This window comes from Pseudomonas sp. A-R-19 (assembly GCF_019956575.1).
Taxonomy (GTDB): Bacteria; Pseudomonadota; Gammaproteobacteria; order Pseudomonadales; family Pseudomonadaceae; genus Aquipseudomonas.
In genome coordinates this window covers 19870-40429 of the sequence record NZ_JAHBDR010000083.1, presented here as the reverse complement: position 1 = coordinate 40429, position 20560 = coordinate 19870, and the positions used below count along the sequence as shown (strand labels likewise).

Here is a 20560-nt window from a genome sequence, read left to right as displayed (position 1 = left end):
TTGCTGGCGATGGCATTTTCAAGGACGCCATCGCCAGCAAGCCGGCTCCTACAGGTGGTGTCTGAACATGAAACGTTTGTCATGAAACCCAGGAGCCTGCGATCGAATGTCACGTATTTAGCGGGCTGCGGGATTTTCTCCAATTTTGCAAAAGTCTGTTTCCAAATCGAAGCGTTTACTTAGCAAGCTACCAAACTCTATAACAGAGGCCTGCACACGCCTTGCTGCAGATAACAGAGATTGGAGCTAGCAGATGACTGTAAAAGTAACTGAACGCGACGATTCACATAAATCCCACGAGGGTGTAGCCGCCGGCATCCGGATCTGGGACGTGCATCAACAAGACCTGCTGGTCGGGATGTTCCATTCCGAGACCGATGCGCAAGACTACAAGGCCGAACTGGAAACGCTCGAGCGCAAACGCGAACTTGCAACCGGTTGAACACAGACTTCCAGCACCGCGCAGCCTGCCCTCTTCTTGGCGGGCAGGCTGCAAGCCGAATCAGTCAACCTCGATCAACGTCAAATGAAGGTTGTCATCGATCAGCACCGAAGGGACACTTTCAACGATCCAGCCCGCTTGAAGCCTGACCACCTCGACCTCCCCATCGCCCATTCCGTCATTGCGGATCGAAAACTGCAGCGATGACGGGTGACGCTTGGCGTAATCGAAATCCATGCCGCACGCGATCAGGAAATCGATTTTTGCCTCGCTCAGTTCAACTTGAGTATCGCGCTCGCCTTCTTTCAGACTGTAGTAATCCAAGCACAAGTTGATTGCAAAAGGGCAGCCATTGACGAGACTGTTGATAAACCTCCCTTCATAACCACCAAAGTAACTGTGTTCTGCCCGCACACTGCTGAGCTTCTTCACCTTCACTTCGACCCCTTCGGAAAGTTTAAACAGCCAATACTCCCTATCCGAAGCCTGGTGGCTGCCGAAGTCGATACCGGATACATGGCGCTTTGGCCACATCGACATCAACGGCCTATCGGCTTCATATTCTTTATTGGTGATCGCCAGCAAGTAATTAATAACGTCATAATAACTCGACTCACCCTCTCCAACCTTGATGAGTGTCGCGCAACTTCCCGCGAGCAATACGATCTTGCCATAGCGCTCCACTGGCAGTTCAGTCATCAATAAAGCTATACACCCAGGCACCTTCTCCAGATAGGCAGAGTTCAGCTCATGGAGTTCCTCTTCGCTGCGGACCTCGCGCCAGGGAATGTTCCAGAAGAACTCCGGCAGGGTAAAAAAAACACAAGCAGTTGCGCCATGATCCTCGCGAGCGGCTTTTGCGGCGATCTTGATTTTTCGGCGCACAAGCTCGGCACGAGCGACCAGCTCATCGTCCAGATAGTCGCCAATGGATTGATCGTGCGGTCGTGACTGTGAAAGCTGCGACTTGAAAGTTGGCTGGCGTAACGAAGCGATACTTACAAACATTTATCCCATCCTTGGAGACTAAAGTTTATTCGATTTGTTTTCTCCGAGCACAAACTTCCTTATAAAGAAAGATTATTTTTGGCAAAAGAAAACCCGAAAGATCGTATCGACACGATCATTCGGGCTCAATGTATAAATCATGAAAAGTACTAGCAAACATGTAAGCCTGCTAGGACATCAAATCGATTACCACATCAGGTCATCAGGAATCTGGTACGCCGCGTACGGATCGTCTTCGACGCTGACCTCTTCGGTCTTCACGTTCATCTGCACGATGCGCTGCGGGTCGCGCTCCTGGATCTTCAGCGCGGCTTCACGGGGGATAACTTCATAGCCGCCGGCATGATGGACGATCGCCAGCGAACCGTTGCTGAGCTTGTTGCGCATCAGGGGGTTGACCGAAAGGCGCTTGACCTTCTTGTCGTCGACAAAGTTGTAGTAATCCTCGGTCGTCAGCTTGGGCAGGCGCGTCGCTTCGATCAATTGCTTGACCTGGGCGGCACGGGCCTTGGCTTCAGCCTTTTCCTGCTGCTGGCGGTTGAGCTCCTGGTCGCGCTTGACCTTCTCGGCCATGGCTTCCTGAGCCGCGCGCTGCTGGGAATCATCCAGCTCGATCTGGCCTTTGTGGGCCAGGCGTTGTTGTTTCTGCTTGTCTTTGCTGACCTGCTTGGCCTGCTTCTGGTTGACCAGCCCTGCTTTGAGCAACTGGTCGCGAAGGGAAATGCTCATGGTGCTTATTACTCACTTAGGCTACTGCTCAACCGCAGCTGGGCAAATTCTTTTCCTGACGTTTGGCTTCGCCCCACAAGGCGTCCAACTCTTCGAGGGTGCAATCTTCCATGGGACGGCGGGTGTCGCGCAATGCCTGTTCGATAAAACGAAAGCGTCGTTCAAACTTGCCGTTGGCGCCACGCAGTGCGGTTTCCGGATCAACCTTGAGATGCCGCGCCAAATTGACCACGGAAAACAGCAGGTCGCCGATCTCGTCGGCCACGGCCTCGGGATCGTTTTCCGACATGGCCTCAAGGACTTCATCGAGCTCTTCACGCACTTTATCAAGTACCGGCAAGGCGTCCGGCCAGTCGAAGCCAACCTGCGCTGCGCGCTTCTGCAATTTTGCCGAGCGCGACAGTGCAGGTAGTGCAGCGGGGACGTCATCGAGCAACGACAACTGCTCGGGTGCCGACGACTTCTGCGCACGCTCCTCGGCCTTGATCTCTTCCCAACGCTGCTTGACCTGCTCTTCACTCAGGCGCGGGACATCCAGCGGTGCGTACAGGTCACCGGTGGGAAACACGTGGGGATGACGGCGGATGAGCTTGCGGGTGATGCTGTCGACCACGCCGGCGAACTCGAAGCGACCCTCTTCGCGGGCCAACTGGCTGTAATAAACCACCTGGAACAGCAGGTCGCCCAACTCACCCTGCAAGTGATCGAAGTCACCGCGCTCAATGGCGTCGGCGACTTCGTAGGCCTCTTCCAGAGTGTGGGGGACGATGGTGGCGTAAGTTTGCTTGATGTCCCACGGGCAACCGTACTGCGGGTCGCGCAGGCGGTTCATGAGGTGCAACAGGTCTTCAAGGCTGTACATCATTTTTTCTGTCTCACCACAAAACCCTGTGGGAGCGGGCTTGCTCGCGAAAGCGGTAGGCCAGGCAACATTGACGTCGACTGACACTCCCTCTTCGCGAGCAAGCCCGCTCCCACATTGGATCGGCGCTGGTCTTCACGGCGTACGGTTACGCCGGGTTTCGATGATGTTCGGCAACTGGGAAATCCGCCCCAGCAACCGCCCCAATGCATCCAGCCCCGGAATCTCGATGGTCAGGGACATCAGCGCGGTGTTGTCCTCCTTGTTCGAGCGGGTGTTGACCGCCAGCACATTGATCCGTTCGTTGAGCAGCACTTGCGAGACGTCACGCAGCAGACCGGAACGGTCGTAGGCGCGGATGACGATGTCCACCGGATAGGTGAGCACCGGCACCGGCCCCCAGCTGACCTGGATGATTCGCTCCGGCTCGCGCCCGCCCAGTTGCAGCACCGAGGCGCAGTCCTGGCGGTGAATGCTCACGCCGCGGCCCTGGGTGATGTAACCGACGATGGCATCGCCCGGCAATGGCTGACAGCAGCCGGCCATCTGGGTCATCAGGTTGCCAACGCCCTGGATCTGGATATCGCCGCGCTTGCCCGGCTTGTAGCCGGTGGCCTTGCGTGGAATCAATTCCAGCTGTTCGTTGCCGCGTTCCGGCTCGACCAGTTGCTGCGCCAGGTTGACCAGTTGCGCCAGGCGCAAATCCCCGGCGCCGAGGGCGGCGAACAGGTCTTCGGCGGTTTTCATGTTGGCCTTGTCGGCCAGCTTGTCGAAATCCACCGCTGGCAGGCCGAGGCGATTGAGTTCGCGCTCCAGCAGTGTTTTACCGGCCGCGACGTTCTGGTCACGAGCCTGCAACTTGAACCAGTGAACGATCTTCGCCCGTGCCCGCGAGGTGGTGACGTAACCCAGGTTCGGGTTCAGCCAGTCGCGGCTCGGAGTGCCGTGCTTGCTGGTGATGATCTCGACCTGTTCACCGGTTTGCAGGCTGTAGTTGAGCGGTACGATGCGCCCGTTGATCTTGGCGCCACGGCAGTTGTGACCGATTTCGGTGTGTACGCGGTAGGCGAAGTCCAGCGGCGTCGCGCCTTTCGGCAAGTCGATGGCGTGACCGTCCGGGGTGAAGATGTAGACGCGATCGGGCTCGATATCGACCCGCAGCTGTTCCGCCAGACCACCGATGTCACCCAACTCTTCATGCCACTCGAGCACCTGGCGCAGCCAGGAGATTTTCTCTTCGTAGTGATTGGAGCCGGATTTGACGTCGGTGCCTTTGTACTTCCAGTGCGCGCAAACCCCCAGCTCTGCCTCTTCGTGCATGGCGTGGGTGCGGATCTGCACTTCCAGCACCTTGCCCTCGGGACCGATCACCGCCGTGTGCAGCGAGCGGTAGCCGTTCTCCTTGGGGTTGGCGATGTAGTCGTCGAACTCTTTCGGGATGTGTCGCCACAGGGTGTGGACGATACCGAGCGCGGTGTAGCAATCGCGCATTTCCGGCACCAGCACGCGCACGGCACGCACATCGTAGATCTGGCTGAACTCCAGCCCCTTGCGCTGCATTTTGCGCCAGATCGAATAGATGTGCTTGGCCCGGCCGCTGATGTCGGCATCGACGCCGGTGGCCTGCAATTCGTTTTTCAGCTGGCTCATCACCTCGCTGATGAAGCGCTCGCGATCAAGTCGCCGCTCATGGAGCAACTTGGCGATCTGCTTGTATTGGTCCGGCTCCAGGTAACGGAAGGACAAGTCCTCCAGCTCCCACTTGATGTGACCGATACCCAGGCGATGGGCCAGTGGCGCGTAGATGTCGAAGACTTCACGGGCGACGCGGTTGCGCTTTTCGTCGTCGGCGGTTTTCACCGCACGGATGGCGCAAGTCCGCTCGGCCAGCTTGATCAGGGCGACGCGAACATCGTCGACCATGGCCACCAGCATCTTGCGCAGGTTTTCCACCTGGCCCTGGGTGCCCAGCACCAGGGATTTGCGCGGGCTCAGGCTATCGCTGATCGCGGCCATGCGTAGCACGCCATCGATGAGCTTGGACACCACCGGACCGAAGCGCTGGCTGACGGCCGGCAGCTTGATCTGACCTTCGCGCACGCCTCGATACAGGATCGCGGCGACCAGTGAATCCTGATCGAGTTTGAGATCGGCGAGAATCTCGGCGATCTCAAGGCCGGTACGGAACGTGGAGTTCCCTTCCGACCACAGATTCTGTGCAGCATTGGCTTGCTGCTCAGCCTCGCGAGCGTACTCGCAGGCTTCTTTCAAGGCTTCGCGATCCAGTGCCAAATCGACACTCACCGCGTGATCGAGCCAAGCCTCGAGATTGATACTGCCGTCGGTGTTGATCGGCTGGTGTGCTCTCACCTGTACCATCTTGCTTACCTTCCCTACGACGCAGATTCAATGCGTCAAATCGCTGACCTTCGTTGCCCGTGCGCCCACGTCGGGCTGGTTGCGTGGCTGCACGGGCGGGCCAGTCGGACCAGACGAGCATCCTAGCTCGCTTCAAATAACGCCATGGCCTCGACATGTGCCGTTTGAGGAAACATATCGAGAATCCCGGCACGTTTTAACCGGTAGCCCTGCTTGATCAATTCGACCGTGTCGCGCGCCAGAGTTGCCGGGTTGCATGACACATACACCAACCGTTCGGCGCCCAGGGTCTTGAGCTTGCGCACAACCTCGAAAGCACCGTCACGCGGTGGGTCCAAGAGTACCGCACAAAAGCCCTCGGCGGCCCATTCGGCGTCCGTCAAAGGCTGGGATAAATCGGCCTGAAAAAACTTCGCGTTATGCAGATTGTTGCTAGCCGCATTCGCCGCTGCTCGATCGACCATCACCTGCACGCCTTCGACCGCCACCACTTCGCGAGCGGCCTTGGCCAATGGCAAGGCAAAGTTGCCCAGGCCACAGAATAGATCGAGTACACGCTCATCCGCCGTCGGCCTCAACCAATCCAGCGCCTGGGCGACCATTGCTTCGTTGACGCCAGCGTTGACCTGGATGAAATCCCCAGGTCGGTAAGCCAGTTCCAGGTCCCACTGTTCAAGACGATAGCCCAGCGACTGTTCAGCCTCGACCGGTTGCGGTTCGCCCTCGCCATGCAGCCACAATTGGGCTTCGTGGAACGCGCAGAATTCCTTGAGGATGGTCATGTCACTTTCAGACAACGGCGCCATGTGTCGCAGCAAAACTGCCAGCGATGAACCACTGAACAATTCCACATGCCCGAGCGCCTGGGGTTTGCTCAAGCGACGGAGCATCTCCGGCAAACGGGTCATGATCGGTTGCAAAGGCTGTACCAGCACCGGACATTCATTGATACCAACGATGTCCTGGCTGCCGGCTGCGCGGAAACCGACTTCGAGTTTTTTCGCCTTCATGTCCCAGCGCACCGCCACGCGGGCGCGGCGACGGTAAGCGAACTCGGGACCACTCAAAGGCGCCGCCCACTCTTCGGGTTCGACGCCCGCAACCTTCGACAACTGCTCGGCGAGCATGCGCTGTTTCAGGGCGAGTTGTTCGATATGAGGCAGATGCTGCACGCTGCAACCGCCGCAACGGCCAGCATGGGCACAGGGTGCGGGGCGGCGCAATTCGCTGGCCTTGAATACCCGTTCGGTGCGCGCCTCGACCACTTTGCCGTGGGCGCCGAGCACACGCGCTTCAATCTCTTCACCGGCCAATGCGCCGATGACGAACCAGGTGCGGCCTTCGAAAAACGCGATGCCGCGACCGTCATTGGCCAGGCGCTCGATAGTCAGGCGCTGCTTTTTGCCGGTCGGGATTTGCGGGGCCTTGCTGCCGCCGGTGGGCTGGAAGCGCAGGCCTCTTTCATGCTTGGCCATCAGTTGGGCGCGTCGAAAATGCCGGTCGACAAGTAACGGTCGCCACGGTCGCAGATGATCGCGACGATCACCGCGTTTTCAACTTCTTTGGACAGGCGCAGCATTGCCGCCACGGCACCGCCGGAGGACACGCCACAGAAAATGCCTTCTTCGCGGGCCAGGCGACGGGTCACGTCCTCGGCTTCGCTTTGGGCCATGTCGACGATCCGGTCCACGCGATCAGCCTGGTAGATCTTCGGCAGGTATTCCTGAGGCCAGCGACGGATACCCGGGATCGCCGAACCTTCCATCGGTTGCAGGCCGATGATCTGCACGTTGTCGTTCTGCTCTTTCAAGTAGCGCGACACGCCCATGATGGTGCCCGTGGTGCCCATGGAGCTGACGAAATGGGTGATGGTGCCTTCGGTCTGGCGCCAGATTTCCGGGCCGGTAGTGGTGTAGTGAGCCTCGGGGTTATCACCGTTGGCGAACTGGTCCAGTACCTTGCCGCGACCTTCGGCTTCCATCTTCTGCGCGAGGTCACGGGCGCCTTCCATGCCTTGTTCCTGGCTGACCAGGATCAGCTCGGCGCCATAGGCGGTCATGGCCGCCTTGCGCTCGGCGCTGGAGTTGTCCGGCATGATCAGGATCATCTTGTAACCCTTGATCGCGGCGGCCATGGCCAGGGCGATCCCGGTGTTGCCCGAGGTCGCTTCGATCAACGTATCGCCGGCATGGATCTGCCCGCGCAGTTCGGCGCGGGTGATCATCGACAGCGCCGGACGGTCCTTGACCGAACCCGCCGGGTTGTTCCCTTCGAGCTTGAGCAAAAGGGTGTTGCTGGTGGCGCCGGGCAGGCGCTGCAAACGGACCAGCGGAGTGTTGCCGACGCAATCGGCGATGGTTGGGTACTGCAAGGTCATGGCGTATTCGCAATCCAGACTGCGGGGGCGCCTATCATACCGGCAAACGTTCCCAAGCCATATCACGCAAAGTGTGGAGCTTATGGCTTATGGGAATAAGAGCGGATTCGGCGATCCATGGGAGGGTCTGGTCGCAGTCTTCCGGCTCATCCTGAAAGCACAGGGTAAGAAATCGCTGTCAGGTTATGCTGCTTTCTGTAGGAAAAAAGAATGCACTCATCGGAAACTTCCCGCGCATTGCAACGGAATGCATGAACTAGTGCGCGTTAGAAGCAGCAGATAATATTTTTTCAATGGTCAGTCAAACAAGACGTCTGACTGTTCATAGGGTGTCGGACAAGCGACAACTCGCTTGCGATGCTCACACCTTAAACTTTTTTGCCAAGCCGGATTTATATCAAGGAAGAAAACCAATGAAGACTTTACTCGCCCTACCCTTTGCCGCGCTGATAATTGCGAGCGAACAAGTCTCTGCTGCATGTGTTTACATTCAGAATACCTATAGCGGAATCCTGCCTGCCGACTCGGAAATTATCGTTCAGGGCCCCTTCACCATCACTGGCGCAAACGGATGCCAAAAAGCAAATATCACCTCTACTATTACGGCCTTAGGGGTTGGTACTCCCCCAAGCCAATTCATTGACAGACTGGATGGTTCAACCTGGACTGAGGTCGATGGAGGAAATAGAAGTAATGTGTCGACTCTTGGTGAACTGGGCAGCTACAGGGTTCGCCTGAAAAATGACCAAAACGTAGCCAGAGGGTATTCCGGCACTACACGTTATGGCCGCTAAATAGGTGGTCTGCCGGTGCACGCGGAACTCATCATCGTGCACCGGTCTAATCAGGCCTCAATGTTGACGGCTAGGTGATTCTGAGTGGTGTTTGCAAAAAAAGACAGTGCACCCAGTACATGATTTACGCGTACCAAGGCACGCGTTATCTCATGAAACATCGACGCAGATTCCGACCTGCCAATTGCCTGCCTTTCTTCCAGTCGCTGATTGAACATCGCAATCGCATTAAATTTCACGTCTGTCTCAGCTTTATGGCCAAACTCATCAAACGCCATATTGCCCAAAGAAAGGAAATCGTACATAAAAATATCGATCAAGCCATCGTGATAGAGCGTCTGCCCAATCTTCGTCAGCTCATTTGTACTGACAGATGTAAAATCGTAGCCCCGCAACGAATCTTTCAACTCACCCAATGAAGATTCGTCAAACAATTTCAGCACAACAACAGCATCTTCGGCATTCTTCTTTGTATAGCTATTGGTGGTCTCAAGAGGGTTCTTGACGACGTAGGCATCTGCTTTCATCGACAACGCCGGAAAATTAACATTCATCAAACATCTCCTTAGCTTTTTTATTCTCAAGTTAGATATCGCCATTAAACTTTAAAGCTTGAGAACTTTACTCACTGAACGCTCCGCGAAGATGTTGCGAATCAATTCAAAACAAAATCTGAACATCGCCGCTTAAGCCGGCGACGTATGAACCAACAACCGCATGTTCAGCCGCAACCCGGCCCCGGTGTTTTGCGCCCAAAGCTGTCCACCCTGACGCTGCACCGCATTGCGGGCGATGCTCAAGCCCAGACCGAATCCGCCATCCCCCGGCCTTGAACCGTCGAGACGGGTAAACGGCAGGAAGATCCGCTCAAGATCAGCTTCCGCCACACCGCCGCCCTGGTCCTCCAGCCACAGATGCCAATATTGTCCCTCGCGCCGTCCGCCAAGGTGGACCACTGCGCGCTCGGGCGAATGGCGAATCGCGTTACGCAGAATGTTTTCCAATGCCTGGGCCAGGGTGTTGAGGTGTCCTCGAACCCAGCAGGATGCATCCACCGTGCATTGCAACTGAGTGTCGGGCCAGCCACTTTCATAGCAAGCATTTTCCGTGAGCATTTCCCACAGGGCCTGGACCTGGATCGCTTCGTCGGGCAATCGGGTGCGCTCGGTGTCCAGCCATGCCAGTTGCAGCGTGTCTTCCACCAGGCGCTGCATGCCATCGACTTCGCGGCCGATGCGTTCGCGCAATTGCTCCAGGCCCTGCTCGCTTTCACTGGCCACCCGCAGGCGGCTCAAGGGTGTGCGCAATTCATGGGAAAGGTCGCGCAGCAACTGTTGCTGCAAGGCCACGGTGCTTTGCAGGCGTTCCGACATGTGATCGAACGCCCGGCCCAATTCACCCAACTCATCCGATCGATTGGTGGTCCGGGTCGACAGCCGTACGTTCAGTTGATCGGCACGCCAGGCATTGGCCTGCGCGCGCAAATGATTGAGCGGCACCACCAGCAAGCGGTACAGGCCGACGCACAGCAGCAAGGTGAACAGGCCCGGAATCACGCCGTTGGTGATGACCCGCCAGAACACCCGGTAATGCCCGGGTACGAAGCGCTTGGGCAACTCGATCACCAGGCTGCCGGTGGAGGGATCACCGGGAAACGGTATCCGCATCCACGGCCGGCCCTTCTTATGGATCGGCCAATCGAGGCCGCGCAGGAACGTCAGGTGCTGAATTTCCATGTCCGTCAGCGCCTGGCTGCTCAACGACTGCAAATCACCGCCGATCACCCCGATCCAACTGTCTTCGTGCTGCCGGATACCCTGTAACCAATCATCAACGCCAGTGCTCTGCCGCTGTTGCCAGGCCTGCTCGGCTTCGGCGGCGTAGCGCGTCAGGGTGCCGCGGGCCTCATCGGAGAGGAACTGGTTGCGCTGCTCCATGTAGCGGCCCCAGGACCAACTCAACCAGATCATCAGCAAACAGAAAGCGACCAATAAAAAAGCCAGTTTCCAGAACAGCGAATGCCTGCCCGGCAGTTTACATTTCATCGGCGGCGCTCAGGATGTAACCCTTGCCCCATACCGTGCGCACTTCGCGCTCGGTGTAGCCAATGGCCTTGAGCTTGCGGCGGATCTGGCTGATGTGCATGTCCAGGCTGCGATCATGGGCCGCGTATCCGCGCTGCAACACCTGTTGATAAAGGAAGGCTTTGCTCAACACTTCGTCGGCGCTGCGATGCAGCGTTTCCAGCAACCGATACTCGCTGCGGGTCAGGCCGCCGGCCTGTTCGCCATAAAAGACCTCGAAGCTTTCATCGTCGAAGCGCAGGCTGTCCATCGAAGGGACAGGCACTGTCGGTATCGGCCGGCGGTCGAGTGCCACCCGCCGCAGAATGGCTTCGATGCGCACCCGCAACTCCACCATGCTGAAGGGCTTTGGCAAGTAATCGTCGGCGCCCAGGCGAAAGCCGCTGATGCGGTCGGCCTCGGCACCGAGGGCTGACATCAGCAACACCGGGGTGGAATGGCTCTGGCGCAATTGGGTCAGTACCGCCAGACCGTCCATGCCCGGCAGCAGAATATCCATCAGCACCACGTCGAAAGATTGCCGGCGGGCAATCTCCAGGCCTTCCTGGCCGTTCTGGCACCAGGTCACATGGAAGCCGCTGCGGTCCAGGTGCTCATGTACGTAGGCACCCAGCACAAGGTCGTCTTCGATGGACAGGATTCGGGGGAGGCCAGCAGTGATGGGAGTCATGGCTATCTGCAAACAATTCTCAGTTGAATGATTATTCAAGATTGCCTCGTCCGGGGCAACCCGCAGCTTGGCTGTACCGCCAATGAGCCACCCGGGCCGACGAATGACATCGCCATTTTTACGAAGATTGCCCGCGAGCAAATCGCTACACTGCGCAAGGGGTGCCAGGCGGATGCATGTGCCGGTCTATAAATAGCGGGATGCAGGAGAGATGCGTGCTCAAGAAACTGGGAATAAAAGGCCGCGTGCTGTTGCTGACCCTGTTGCCAACCAGCCTGATGGCGTTGGTGCTGGGGGGTTATTTTACCTGGATGCAACAGGCTGACCTGCAAACCCAACTCATGCAGCGCGGCGAAATGATCGCCGAACAGTTGGCTCCACTGGCGGCGCCAGCCATGGGCCATCAGGACAACGAACTGCTCGAACGCATCGCCACCCAGGCCCTGGAACAAACCGACGTACGGGCCGTGACCTTCCTGTCCCCCGACCGCACGCTGCTGGCCCACGCCGGCCCGACCATGCTCAACCAGACGCCCTCCGGCAGTGGCACGCAGATGCTGCGCCGCAGCGGCAGTGATGCGACCCGCTATCTGCTGCCGGTATTCGGCAAGCACCGCAATCTCGCCGGCGACGTGATTCCCGAAGAAGCCGACCGCCTGCTGGGCTGGGTCGAACTTGAACTGTCCCATAACGGCATGCTGTTGCGCGGTTACCGCAGCCTGTTCGCCAGCCTGATGTTGATCGCAGGGGGACTGATCGGTGCGGCACTGCTGGCCCTGCGCATGGGGCGCACGATCAATCGGCCGCTGAGCCAGATCAAGCAGGCCGTGGCTCAACTCAAGGACGGTCATCTGGAAACCCGTTTGCCGCCCCTCGGCAGTCAGGAGTTGGACGAGCTGGCCTCCGGCATCAACCGCATGGCCGGCACCCTGCAAAATGCCCAGGAAGAATTGCAGCACAGCATCGACCAGGCCACCGAGGACGTGCGCCAGAACCTGGAAACCATCGAAATCCAGAACATCGAGCTGGACCTGGCGCGCAAGGAAGCTCTGGAAGCGAGCCGGATCAAATCCGAATTCCTGGCCAACATGAGTCATGAAATCCGCACACCGCTCAACGGCATTCTCGGTTTCACTCACTTGTTGCAAAAAAGCGAGCTCACCCCGCGCCAGCTCGACTATCTGGGCACCATCGAAAAATCCGCCGACAGCCTGCTGGGCATCATCAACGAGATTCTCGACTTCTCGAAAATCGAGGCCGGCAAGCTGGTGCTCGACCATATTCCGTTCAACCTGCGTGACCTGCTGCAAGACACCCTGACCATCCTCGCCCCCGCCGCCCACGCCAAGCAGCTGGAACTGGTGAGCCTGGTGTACCGGGACACACCGCTGTCACTGGTGGGCGACCCGCTACGGCTCAAGCAGATCCTGACGAACCTGGTGAGCAACGCAATCAAGTTCACTCGCGAAGGCACCATCGTCGCCCGCGCCATGCTCGAAGAAGAACACGAAGACACGGTGCAGTTGCGCATCAGCATTCAGGACACCGGCATCGGGCTGTCGAACCAGGACGTGCGCGCCCTGTTCCAGGCCTTCAGCCAGGCCGACAACTCGCTGTCGCGGCAACCCGGCGGCACTGGCCTGGGCCTGGTGATTTCCAAACGCCTGATCGAACAGATGGGCGGTGAAATCGGCGTCGACAGTACGCCGGGAGAAGGGTCGGAATTCTGGATCAGCCTGAGCCTGCCGAAAACCCGCGACGATGCCGAAGACCTGCCCGCCGCGCCGCTTCTCGGGCGCCGGGTGGCGGTGCTGGAAAACCACGAGCTGGCACGGCAGGCGTTGCAGCATCAACTGGAAGACTGCGGCCTGAGCACCACGCCGTTCAATACCCTGGAAAGCCTGACCAATGGCGTCACCGCCGCCCACCAGACCGATCAGGCGATCGACCTCGCCGTGCTCGGCATCACCAGCAACGACATGCCGCCGGAACGCCTCAACCAGCACATCTGGGACCTCGAGCATCTTGGCTGCAAAGTGCTGGTGCTGTGCCCGACCACGGAACAGACGCTGTTCCATCTTTCCGTGCCCAACCCCCACAGCCAGCTCCAGGCGAAACCGGCCTGCACCCGCAAACTGCGGCGCTCCCTGTCTGATCTGGTCAGTCCGCGCCCGATGCGCAGCGAGCCGGGCGAGCCGGTGTCCAGCCGCGCCCCGAAAGTGCTATGCGTCGACGACAATCCGGCCAACCTGATGCTGGTGCAGACCCTGCTCGAAGACATGGGCGCCAAGGTGCTCGCGGTGGAAAGCGGTTATGCCGCCGTCAAGGCGGTGCAGAACGAGACATTCGATCTGGTGTTGATGGACGTGCAGATGCCTGGCATGGACGGCCGCCAGAGCACCGAGGCGATCCGCCAGTGGGAAAGCGAACGACATAGCACGCCGTTGCCGATCGTGGCCCTCACCGCCCACGCCATGGCCAACGAAAAACGCGCGCTACTGCAAAGCGGCATGGACGACTACCTGACCAAACCGATCAGCGAACGGCAATTGGCCCAGGTGGTGCTGAAGTGGAGCGGCCTGGCGCTGCGCAATCACAGCCCCGAGCGCTCCGGCGAAGGGCACGCGGGTGCCCATGACCTATTGGTACTCGACCACGAGGAAGGATTGCGCCTGGCCGCCGGCAAGGCTGATCTGGCGGCGGACATGCTGGCGATGCTGCTCGCGTCCCTGGAAGCAGACCGCGAAGCCATTCGCCTCGCTCAGCAAAGCAACGACCACAACGCCCTGATCGAACGGGTCCATCGCCTGCATGGCGCGACGCGTTACTGCGGCGTACCGCAATTGCGGGCGGCCTGCCAACGCAGCGAAACCCTGCTCAAGCAACAAGATCCGAAAGCCAGCGTGGCACTGGACGAGCTCGACCGGGCGATCAATCGCCTGGCAGCCCACGCGCGCATGAACGCTTGATGCAGCGCAATCGTGCAAATCAAACATCAGCGCAAACTCTGTAGGAGCCGGCTTGCCGGCGATGACGGCCTCAAAATCCATGTAGCCCTTGAGGCCGCCATCGCTGGCAAGCCAGCTCCGACAGAAATGGGACAAAGAGGAAATCATGCGTACGATTCTTTTCAGCAGCCAGAACTACGACCGCGACAGTTTTCTCGCGGCCGAACAACCGGCCGGCATCGAACTGCAATTTCAACCCGCGCGCCTGAGCCTCGACACAGTGGCGCTCGCCCAGGGGTATGAAGCGGTCTGCGCGTTCATCAATGATGACCTCGGCGCGGCGGTACTCGAACGCCTGGCCGCCGGTGGCACACGCCTGATCGCCCTGCGTTCGGCCGGTTACAACCACGTCGACTTGCCAACGGCAAAGCGCCTGGGGCTGGCCATCGTGCGCGTCCCGGCCTATTCGCCCCACGCCGTGGCCGAACATGCAGTAGCGCTGATCCTCGCCCTGAATCGGCGCTTGCCCCGAGCCTATAACCGCACACGCGAAGGGGATTTCAGACTGCAAGGGCTGACCGGTTTCGACCTGGTAGGCAAGACCGTCGGCGTGGTCGGCACCGGGCAGATCGGCGCCACCTTTGCCAAGATCATGAACGGTTTTGGCTGCCGGTTGCTGGCCTACGACCCCTCCCCCAACCCGCAGGTCGAAGCCCTCGGCGCGCGCTACCTGAGCCTGCCGCAGCTGCTGGCCGAATCGCAGATCATCAGCCTGCATTGCCCCCTCAACGAACAGAGCAAGCACTTGATCAACCGCCAATCACTGGCGCATATGCAACCGGGCGCGATGCTGATCAATACCGGGCGTGGCGGCCTGGTGGACACCCCGGCGCTGATCGACGCCCTGAAAGACGGTCGCCTGGGTTACCTGGGGCTGGATGTGTATGAGGAAGAGGCGCAGTTGTTCTTCGAGGACCGTTCCGACCTGCCGCTGCAAGACGATGTGCTGGCACGGTTGCTGACCTTTCCTAACGTGATCGTCACCGCGCACCAGGCCTTCCTGACCCGCGAAGCGTTGGACGCGATTGCCACCATCACATTGCGCAACATTTCCGCCTGGGCGGCGGGTACCCCGGAAAACCTGGTGACGGGAGACTGAAACGGATCGAAGGTCATCTGCCTGCGCGATGCGGCGTGCAAGCCCGTGCTAGCATATCGCGCATATTTGGAGGACCCATGGTCGAACACGATTTCCGCTACAGCCTGATGAACCCGCAACACACCCTCACCGAATGCCGCGCCCTGGTGCCGGGGCGTTATCAGGTCACCGGCAACGGTGGCTCGATTCGCAACAACGACGTGCTGGTCGTGACCCTCAAGGGTGCCAAGGACTTGTCCATGCGCCTGACCGTCGAAACGGTTCGCCACCTGATCAACCCGCCCGGCCAATGGGTCGCGGTGGCCAGTGGCCCGGTGTTCGGTGAACTGGCGATCCACACCTGGCAAGTGAACTGCGACAGCTGCGCCAAAGAGCTGAGCTTCGAGTTCGCCGTCGACGCCAAGCTGGGCAACAAGGCCGAAAAGCCTGCCGCCACCGCGCGGATTGCCGAGCTGGGCTGGACCACCGTTGGCGAGAAACACCTGTGCCCGAAATGCCAGGAGCCTGCGTGATGAAACGCCTTGCCCTGACTGGAATGGTCGGTGCCAGCCTGATGGGCTGCGCCGCCGATCCGGTGCAACTTGAACACAATCGCAGCTACATACTGGAATGGATCGGCGAGCGGCCATTGATGGATTACAGCCACCTGACCATCACCCTCGGCGAAGATGGCCGGGCCTATGGCAATGGCGGCTGCAACCACTGGTTCGCACCGTATACCCTGGATGGCGACAAACTGACCTTCGGCAAAGTCGGCAGCACCCGCAAACTGTGCGCGCCGGCGCTGATGGAACAGGAAAAACGTTTCCTTCAGGCCCTGGAAAACGTCCAGCGCTGGGACGTATCCCCGATCGAGCAGATCCGCTTCTGGCCAGCCGAAGGCAAGCCGCTGCGCTGGTGGCTTGAAGAGGGTTGATCCCCTCTGCTTCATGTGAATGACTGTGGTGAGGGGGCTTGTGTGGCGAGGGGGCTTGCCCCCGTTGGGCTGCGAAGCAGCCCTAAATCCAGTCACCGCGATTGATCAGGTTAACCGCGTATACCGGCATTGCGACTGCTGCGCAGCCGAACGGGGGCAAGCCCCCTCGCCACAAAAAGCCCCTGGCCACGTGAATGATCAGTTTTTCGCCTGCAACGCCTCAAGCTTCGCCATCACCCCCGCCGCCGTCTGTTCACCCATCAACTGCTCACGCACCTTGCCCTTGTTATCGATGATGTAGGTCACCGGCAACGCCTCGCTGCGCGGCAGCTCGAACAGTTCGGAAGGGTCCTGGGCCAGTACGGTGAACTTTATCCCCAGTTTCTCGCTCGCGCCCTTCAGCTCTTGCCCCTGGACGTTGTCGAAGTTGACCCCGAACACACCGATTTTCTTGTCCTTGAGCTGCTCCGCCAGGGCATTCAGCTCCGGAATTTCGGTGCGGCAAGGCCCACACCACTCCGCCCAATAGTTGAGCACCAGCCATTTGCCGTCCAGGCGGTCAGCGGCGATTTTATGACCGTCCTGGTCGATGCCATAGTCATTCCCGCAGCCCCCCAGCATCAACGTTCCGATGATCGCCAATGCTGCTGCCAGTCGCCTTGTCATGTCGTGTTCCTTGTCAAAAATTGAATGCGCCTGCGACCCATCGCCTCTCACGGTTCTGGATTGCGCGCTGCACAGTTAGAATAGCCGCCACCTTACGCAAGATGCGACCCGCTCATGACCGATCTGACGCTTTATCACAACCCGCGCTGCTCGAAATCCCGCGGTGCGCTCGAACTGCTTGAAGCCCGAGGCCTGACGCCGACCGTGGTCCGCTACCTGGAAACCCCGCTGGACGCCGCGCAGATCCAGAGCCTGCTGGGCAAACTCGGAATCAGCGCCCGGCAATTGCTGCGCACCGGCGAGGACGAGTACAAGACCCTTGACCTGGCTGACAGCAGCCTGAGCGAAGCGCAATTGATCGCCGCCATTGCCGCCCACCCGAAACTGATGGAACGCCCGATTCTCGAAGTCGGCGACAAGGCCATCATCGGCCGTCCACCGGAACAGATCCTGGAACTGTTGCCATGAGTGCACCGTACATTCTGGTTCTGTACTACAGCCGCAGCGGCTCGACCAACGAAATGGCCCGGCAGATCGCCCGTGGTGTCGAACAGGCCGGGCTTGAAGCGCGCCTGCGCACGGTGCCGGCGATTTCCACCGAATGCGAAGCCGTGTCCCCGGAAATTCCCGACGAAGGCGCGCTGTATGCCAGCCTCGACGACCTGAAGAACTGCGCCGGCCTGGCACTCGGCAGCCCGACCCGCTTCGGCAACATGGCGGCCCCCCTGAAGTATTTCCTCGATGGCACCAGCAACCTGTGGCTGACCGGCGCCCTGGTGGGCAAGCCGGCGGGTGTGTTCACCTCTACGGCGAGCCTGCACGGCGGCCAGGAGACCACCCTGCTGTCGATGATGCTGCCGTTGCTGCACCACGGCATGTTGATCACCGGCCTGCCGTACAGCGAATCGGCACTGCTGGAAACCCAGGGCGGCGGCACGCCATACGGCGCCAGCCATCACGCCGGTGCCGACGGCAAAAGCGGCCTGGATACCCATGAAGTGGCACTGTGCCGCGCCCTGGGCATGCGCCTGGCGAAGACTGCACAGAAACTGGAGAGCTGAGGTGGCGAAAAAGCCAAAGATTCTGCCTGCCCGCGAATGGCTCGAACCACGCGTCAAGGCGATGCGCGCCATCAGCCTGCTGTGCTTTCTCGGTCTGGTGGGACTGTTGTGTGTTTACTACCTGGCGATTGCCGATCTGCATGGGGCACGCCCCTGGGTGATCCTGCTGATCGAGTTGGTGCCGCTGCTGATACTGGCGCCAGGCATGATCGTCGGCAGCCCGCGCGGGCACTCGTGGATGTGCTTTGTGGTGAACCTGTATTTCATCAAGGGCGCATTGGCGGCCTATGACCCGAACCGGCAGATCTTCGGTTTGCTGGAGATGGGCGCGAGCCTGGCGGTGTTCTGCTCGGCGCTGTTGTATGTACGCTGGCGGTATCAGTTGAACCGCAAGCTGGCGGGTGAAGGCGAAATCTCTGTTGCCTGACCTTACGCCTTCGCGAGCAAGCCCGCTCCCACATTTGGATTCCCCTGTGGGAGCGGGCTTGCTCGCGAAGGGAGCGACCCGGTCTTAATGGTTCACGGTGTAAGCCAGCATCATCGAAATCTGGCTCATCGGCCGGCCGCCACTTTCCTCATACCACTGATTGAACACGTCCTGCACCAACGCCAGGTCGCGCAGGCTGCTCGGCACCTTGTCGATGACGTCCTGCGCATTCAGCGCCGCCACCACGTCATAGCTCGGCACAAAGGTATCCTTGCCGATCATCCGCAGGAAGCGCGGGGCGGACAGCCCGCCCAACTGATGACCGCGTTTTTTCAGGAAGGTCCAGAGGCCGACGATATCGGTCACCGGCCAGTCGGCGATCAATGCGCCGAAGCTACCCTTTTCATGGGCCACGTCCAATATGAACTGCGCATTGCGCGGCACACTCTTGAGCTTGCCCAGGTGGCGGATGATCCGCGTGTCCTGCATCAGCCGCTCAAGATGTTCGGCGCTCATCAGCACGACTTTCTCCGGATCGAACTTGAAGAACACTTCTTCGAAGGCCGGCCACTTGGCATCCACCAGGCTGTGCTTGAGCCCGGCGCGAAATACCCGTAGCGCCATCGTCGAGAGGTAGCGATCGTCGCTGATCTTGCGCAGTTGCGCGGGAGTCTTGGGAACGGGCAGATGGGCTTCCAGTTCAGCCGCCGAACCGAAGCGGTTCAGACAGTACTCGTTAAGCCACTTGTAATCGCGCATGCCCTCTCCTGAGGAATAAAACGATATTCAAATGTGGGAGCGGGCTGTGGCGAGGGGGCTTGCCCCCGTTTGAGTGCGTAGCACTCACAAAATCTTTGACTCTTCAGAGATTTGGGGCCGCTTCGCAGCCCAACGGGGGCAAGCCCCCTCGCCACAGGTCTGCTCCCACAGTTGTGGTTAGAGATTGACCACGTTGACGAAGCGCGATGCCGCGCTTTCGTCAATCTTGAGACTGGTGAAGTCAAACAAATTGCGGTCCGCCAGTTGCGACGGGATCACGTTCTGCAGGCTGCGGAAAATGCTCTCGGTACGACCCGGGGTCTTGCGCTCCCAGTCCTGCAGCATGTCCTTGACCACCTGACGCTGCAGGTTCTCCTGGGAACCACAGAGGTTGCACGGGATGATCGGGAATTGCTTGAGGTCCGAATAGGCCTGGATGTCTTTTTCGTTGCAGTAGGCCAACGGGCGGATCACCACGTTGCGCCCGTCATCGGCGCGCAGTTTTGGCGGCATGGCCTTGAGCGAACCGTTGAAGAACATGTTCAGGAAGAACGTCTCGACGATGTCGTCGCGGTGATGACCGAGGGCCATCTTGGTCGCGCCGATTTCATCGGCGAAGGTATAGAGCGTGCCGCGACGCAGGCGCGAGCACAGCGAGCACGTAGTCTTGCCTTCCGGAATCAGTTCCTTGACCACCGAGTAAGTGTCTTTCTCGACGATGTGGTACTCGATGCCCAGCGCCTTGAGGTAGGCCGGCAGCACGTGCTCCGGAAAGCCCGGCTGCTTCTGGTCCATGTTCACGGCCACGATCTCGAACTTGATCGGCGCGACCTTCTGCAAGTGCATCAGCACATCGAGCATGGTGTAGCTGTCCTTGCCACCGGACAGGCAGACCATGACCTTGTCGCCGTCTTCAATCATATTGAAATCGGCAACCGCCTCACCGGCCTGTCGGCGAAGGCGCTTTTGCAGTTTGTTCTGGTTGACCGTGAGAGTGCCCATGACGCGGAATCCGTGAGGTGTGACGAAAGGCGGGCATTTTACGCAAATTCTTTGCACTTGTGGCGAGCCACAGAAAGCTTCCCCATCATCAATTCCCCTACAGACCCGACGGCGATTAACAGCGGTGTTTACAGCGCGATTTGCTCTAAAGCCCCTACTCCCTCTGGGGAAACTCCTCCCTATACTGCGACATAAGGTCGCATACAAATTTCAGACCTGTGACTTGCTTGGCCGCATTGGCCCGTAGGCGCTCCACTGGGGGGCGACGGTAAAGACA

The 20560-nt window shown here is 59.3% G+C and carries 22 protein-coding genes; 10 read left to right on the top strand and 12 right to left on the bottom strand.

The features are described 5' to 3' along the window. Together KGA88_RS24385 and KGA88_RS24380 are read left to right on the top strand one after the other, a co-directional pair. The coding region (locus KGA88_RS24385) for a hypothetical protein (RefSeq protein ID WP_223594738.1) at positions 1 to 183 on the top strand (183 nt) is incomplete at its 5' end. A gap of 70 nt (positions 184 to 253) precedes the next feature. Further along, complete coding sequence (locus KGA88_RS24380) at positions 254 to 442, top strand: hypothetical protein (protein WP_110657524.1); 189 nt, start codon at positions 254 to 256, stop codon at positions 440 to 442. Positions 443 to 502: 60 nt separating this feature from the next. Here the strand turns inward: KGA88_RS24380 and KGA88_RS24375 are convergent, their stop codons facing one another. The 6 genes from KGA88_RS24375 to cysM all read right to left on the bottom strand — a co-directional run bounded on the left by KGA88_RS24375 (position 503) and on the right by cysM (position 7797). After that, positions 503 to 1450: a hypothetical protein gene (locus tag KGA88_RS24375; RefSeq protein ID WP_223594736.1), complete on the bottom strand. Its 948-nt coding sequence runs from the start codon at positions 1448 to 1450 to the stop codon at positions 503 to 505. A gap of 186 nt (positions 1451 to 1636) precedes the next feature. Then, a complete protein-coding gene (locus KGA88_RS24370) occupies positions 1637 to 2179 on the bottom strand; it encodes a DUF2058 domain-containing protein (RefSeq protein ID WP_110657520.1) in 543 nt (180 codons plus the stop codon). A 28-nt stretch (positions 2180 to 2207) separates the two neighbouring features. Next, the gene (mazG, locus tag KGA88_RS24365; protein WP_110657518.1) at positions 2208 to 3041 is read right to left on the bottom strand and encodes a nucleoside triphosphate pyrophosphohydrolase; all 834 of its coding nucleotides are present in this window, start codon (positions 3039 to 3041) and stop codon (positions 2208 to 2210) included. A gap of 135 nt (positions 3042 to 3176) precedes the next feature. Further along, positions 3177 to 5420, bottom strand: coding sequence for a GTP diphosphokinase (gene relA / locus KGA88_RS24360; RefSeq protein WP_110657516.1), 2244 nt, complete (start codon positions 5418 to 5420; stop codon positions 3177 to 3179). A gap of 122 nt (positions 5421 to 5542) precedes the next feature. After that, positions 5543 to 6895: a 23S rRNA (uracil(1939)-C(5))-methyltransferase RlmD gene (rlmD, locus tag KGA88_RS24355; RefSeq protein ID WP_110657514.1), complete on the bottom strand. Its 1353-nt coding sequence runs from the start codon at positions 6893 to 6895 to the stop codon at positions 5543 to 5545. Continuing rightward, the gene (gene cysM, locus KGA88_RS24350) at positions 6895 to 7797 is read right to left on the bottom strand and encodes a cysteine synthase CysM (RefSeq protein WP_015096444.1); all 903 of its coding nucleotides are present in this window, start codon (positions 7795 to 7797) and stop codon (positions 6895 to 6897) included. The genes rlmD and cysM overlap by 1 nt, the downstream gene beginning before the upstream one ends. A 413-nt stretch (positions 7798 to 8210) precedes the next feature. Here cysM and KGA88_RS24345 point away from each other — a divergent pair, with 413 nt between their 5' ends. Next, complete coding sequence (locus tag KGA88_RS24345) at positions 8211 to 8591, top strand: hypothetical protein (protein ID WP_110657512.1); 381 nt, start codon at positions 8211 to 8213, stop codon at positions 8589 to 8591. A 50-nt stretch (positions 8592 to 8641) separates the two neighbouring features. On the opposite strand, the gene KGA88_RS24340 is transcribed toward KGA88_RS24345, so the two are convergent. The 3 genes from KGA88_RS24340 to KGA88_RS24330 form a co-directional block, all read right to left on the bottom strand. Further along, positions 8642 to 9145, bottom strand: coding sequence for a hypothetical protein (locus KGA88_RS24340; protein ID WP_223594735.1), 504 nt, complete (start codon positions 9143 to 9145; stop codon positions 8642 to 8644). A 132-nt stretch (positions 9146 to 9277) separates the two neighbouring features. Beyond that, positions 9278 to 10636 (bottom strand): sensor histidine kinase, encoded by a 1359-nt coding sequence (locus KGA88_RS24335; protein WP_223594734.1) that lies wholly within the window; start codon positions 10634 to 10636, stop codon positions 9278 to 9280. Beyond that, positions 10626 to 11345 (bottom strand): response regulator transcription factor, encoded by a 720-nt coding sequence (locus tag KGA88_RS24330; protein WP_110657506.1) that lies wholly within the window; start codon positions 11343 to 11345, stop codon positions 10626 to 10628. The genes KGA88_RS24335 and KGA88_RS24330 overlap by 11 nt, the downstream gene beginning before the upstream one ends. A gap of 215 nt (positions 11346 to 11560) precedes the next feature. Here KGA88_RS24330 and KGA88_RS24325 point away from each other — a divergent pair, with 215 nt between their 5' ends. The 4 genes from KGA88_RS24325 (at position 11561) to KGA88_RS24310 (ending at position 16368) form a co-directional block, all read left to right on the top strand. After that, positions 11561 to 14314, top strand: a complete 2754-nt coding sequence (locus tag KGA88_RS24325) for a response regulator (RefSeq protein WP_223594733.1) — start codon at positions 11561 to 11563, stop codon at positions 14312 to 14314. Between the two features lie 145 nt (positions 14315 to 14459). Further along, a complete protein-coding gene (locus KGA88_RS24320) occupies positions 14460 to 15452 on the top strand; it encodes a 2-hydroxyacid dehydrogenase (protein ID WP_110662485.1) in 993 nt (330 codons plus the stop codon). Between the two features lie 77 nt (positions 15453 to 15529). Beyond that, positions 15530 to 15964 carry a hypothetical protein gene (locus tag KGA88_RS24315; RefSeq protein WP_007988765.1) on the top strand — a complete coding sequence of 145 codons (435 nt, stop codon included), beginning with the start codon at positions 15530 to 15532 and terminating at the stop codon, positions 15962 to 15964. After that, positions 15964 to 16368, top strand: a complete 405-nt coding sequence (locus KGA88_RS24310) for an META domain-containing protein (RefSeq protein ID WP_110662484.1) — start codon at positions 15964 to 15966, stop codon at positions 16366 to 16368. Before KGA88_RS24315 ends, KGA88_RS24310 begins: the two co-directional genes overlap by 1 nt. A gap of 198 nt (positions 16369 to 16566) precedes the next feature. Here KGA88_RS24310 and KGA88_RS24305 read toward each other — a convergent pair whose 3' ends face one another. Continuing rightward, complete coding sequence (locus KGA88_RS24305) at positions 16567 to 17034, bottom strand: TlpA disulfide reductase family protein (protein WP_110662561.1); 468 nt, start codon at positions 17032 to 17034, stop codon at positions 16567 to 16569. Between the two features lie 114 nt (positions 17035 to 17148). Between KGA88_RS24305 and arsC the strand changes: the two genes are divergently transcribed. The 3 genes from arsC to KGA88_RS24290 are packed head-to-tail and all read left to right on the top strand — an operon-like array spanning position 17149 to position 18522. Next, complete coding sequence (gene arsC, locus KGA88_RS24300; RefSeq protein WP_150672588.1) at positions 17149 to 17502, top strand: arsenate reductase (glutaredoxin); 354 nt, start codon at positions 17149 to 17151, stop codon at positions 17500 to 17502. Then, complete coding sequence (wrbA, locus tag KGA88_RS24295) at positions 17499 to 18095, top strand: NAD(P)H:quinone oxidoreductase (RefSeq protein ID WP_008003645.1); 597 nt, start codon at positions 17499 to 17501, stop codon at positions 18093 to 18095. Before arsC ends, wrbA begins: the two co-directional genes overlap by 4 nt. A gap of 1 nt (position 18096) precedes the next feature. Then, on the top strand, positions 18097 to 18522 hold the full coding sequence (locus KGA88_RS24290; RefSeq protein ID WP_110662563.1) for a DUF2069 domain-containing protein: 426 nt from the start codon (positions 18097 to 18099) through the stop codon (positions 18520 to 18522). Between the two features lie 84 nt (positions 18523 to 18606). On the opposite strand, the gene KGA88_RS24285 is transcribed toward KGA88_RS24290, so the two are convergent. Both KGA88_RS24285 and ttcA read right to left on the bottom strand, forming a co-directional pair. Beyond that, complete coding sequence (locus KGA88_RS24285; protein WP_223594726.1) at positions 18607 to 19281, bottom strand: DNA-3-methyladenine glycosylase I; 675 nt, start codon at positions 19279 to 19281, stop codon at positions 18607 to 18609. A 177-nt stretch (positions 19282 to 19458) separates the two neighbouring features. Then, positions 19459 to 20283: a tRNA 2-thiocytidine(32) synthetase TtcA gene (ttcA, locus tag KGA88_RS24280; protein WP_223594724.1), complete on the bottom strand. Its 825-nt coding sequence runs from the start codon at positions 20281 to 20283 to the stop codon at positions 19459 to 19461. Between the last annotated feature and the right edge of the window lie 277 nt (positions 20284 to 20560).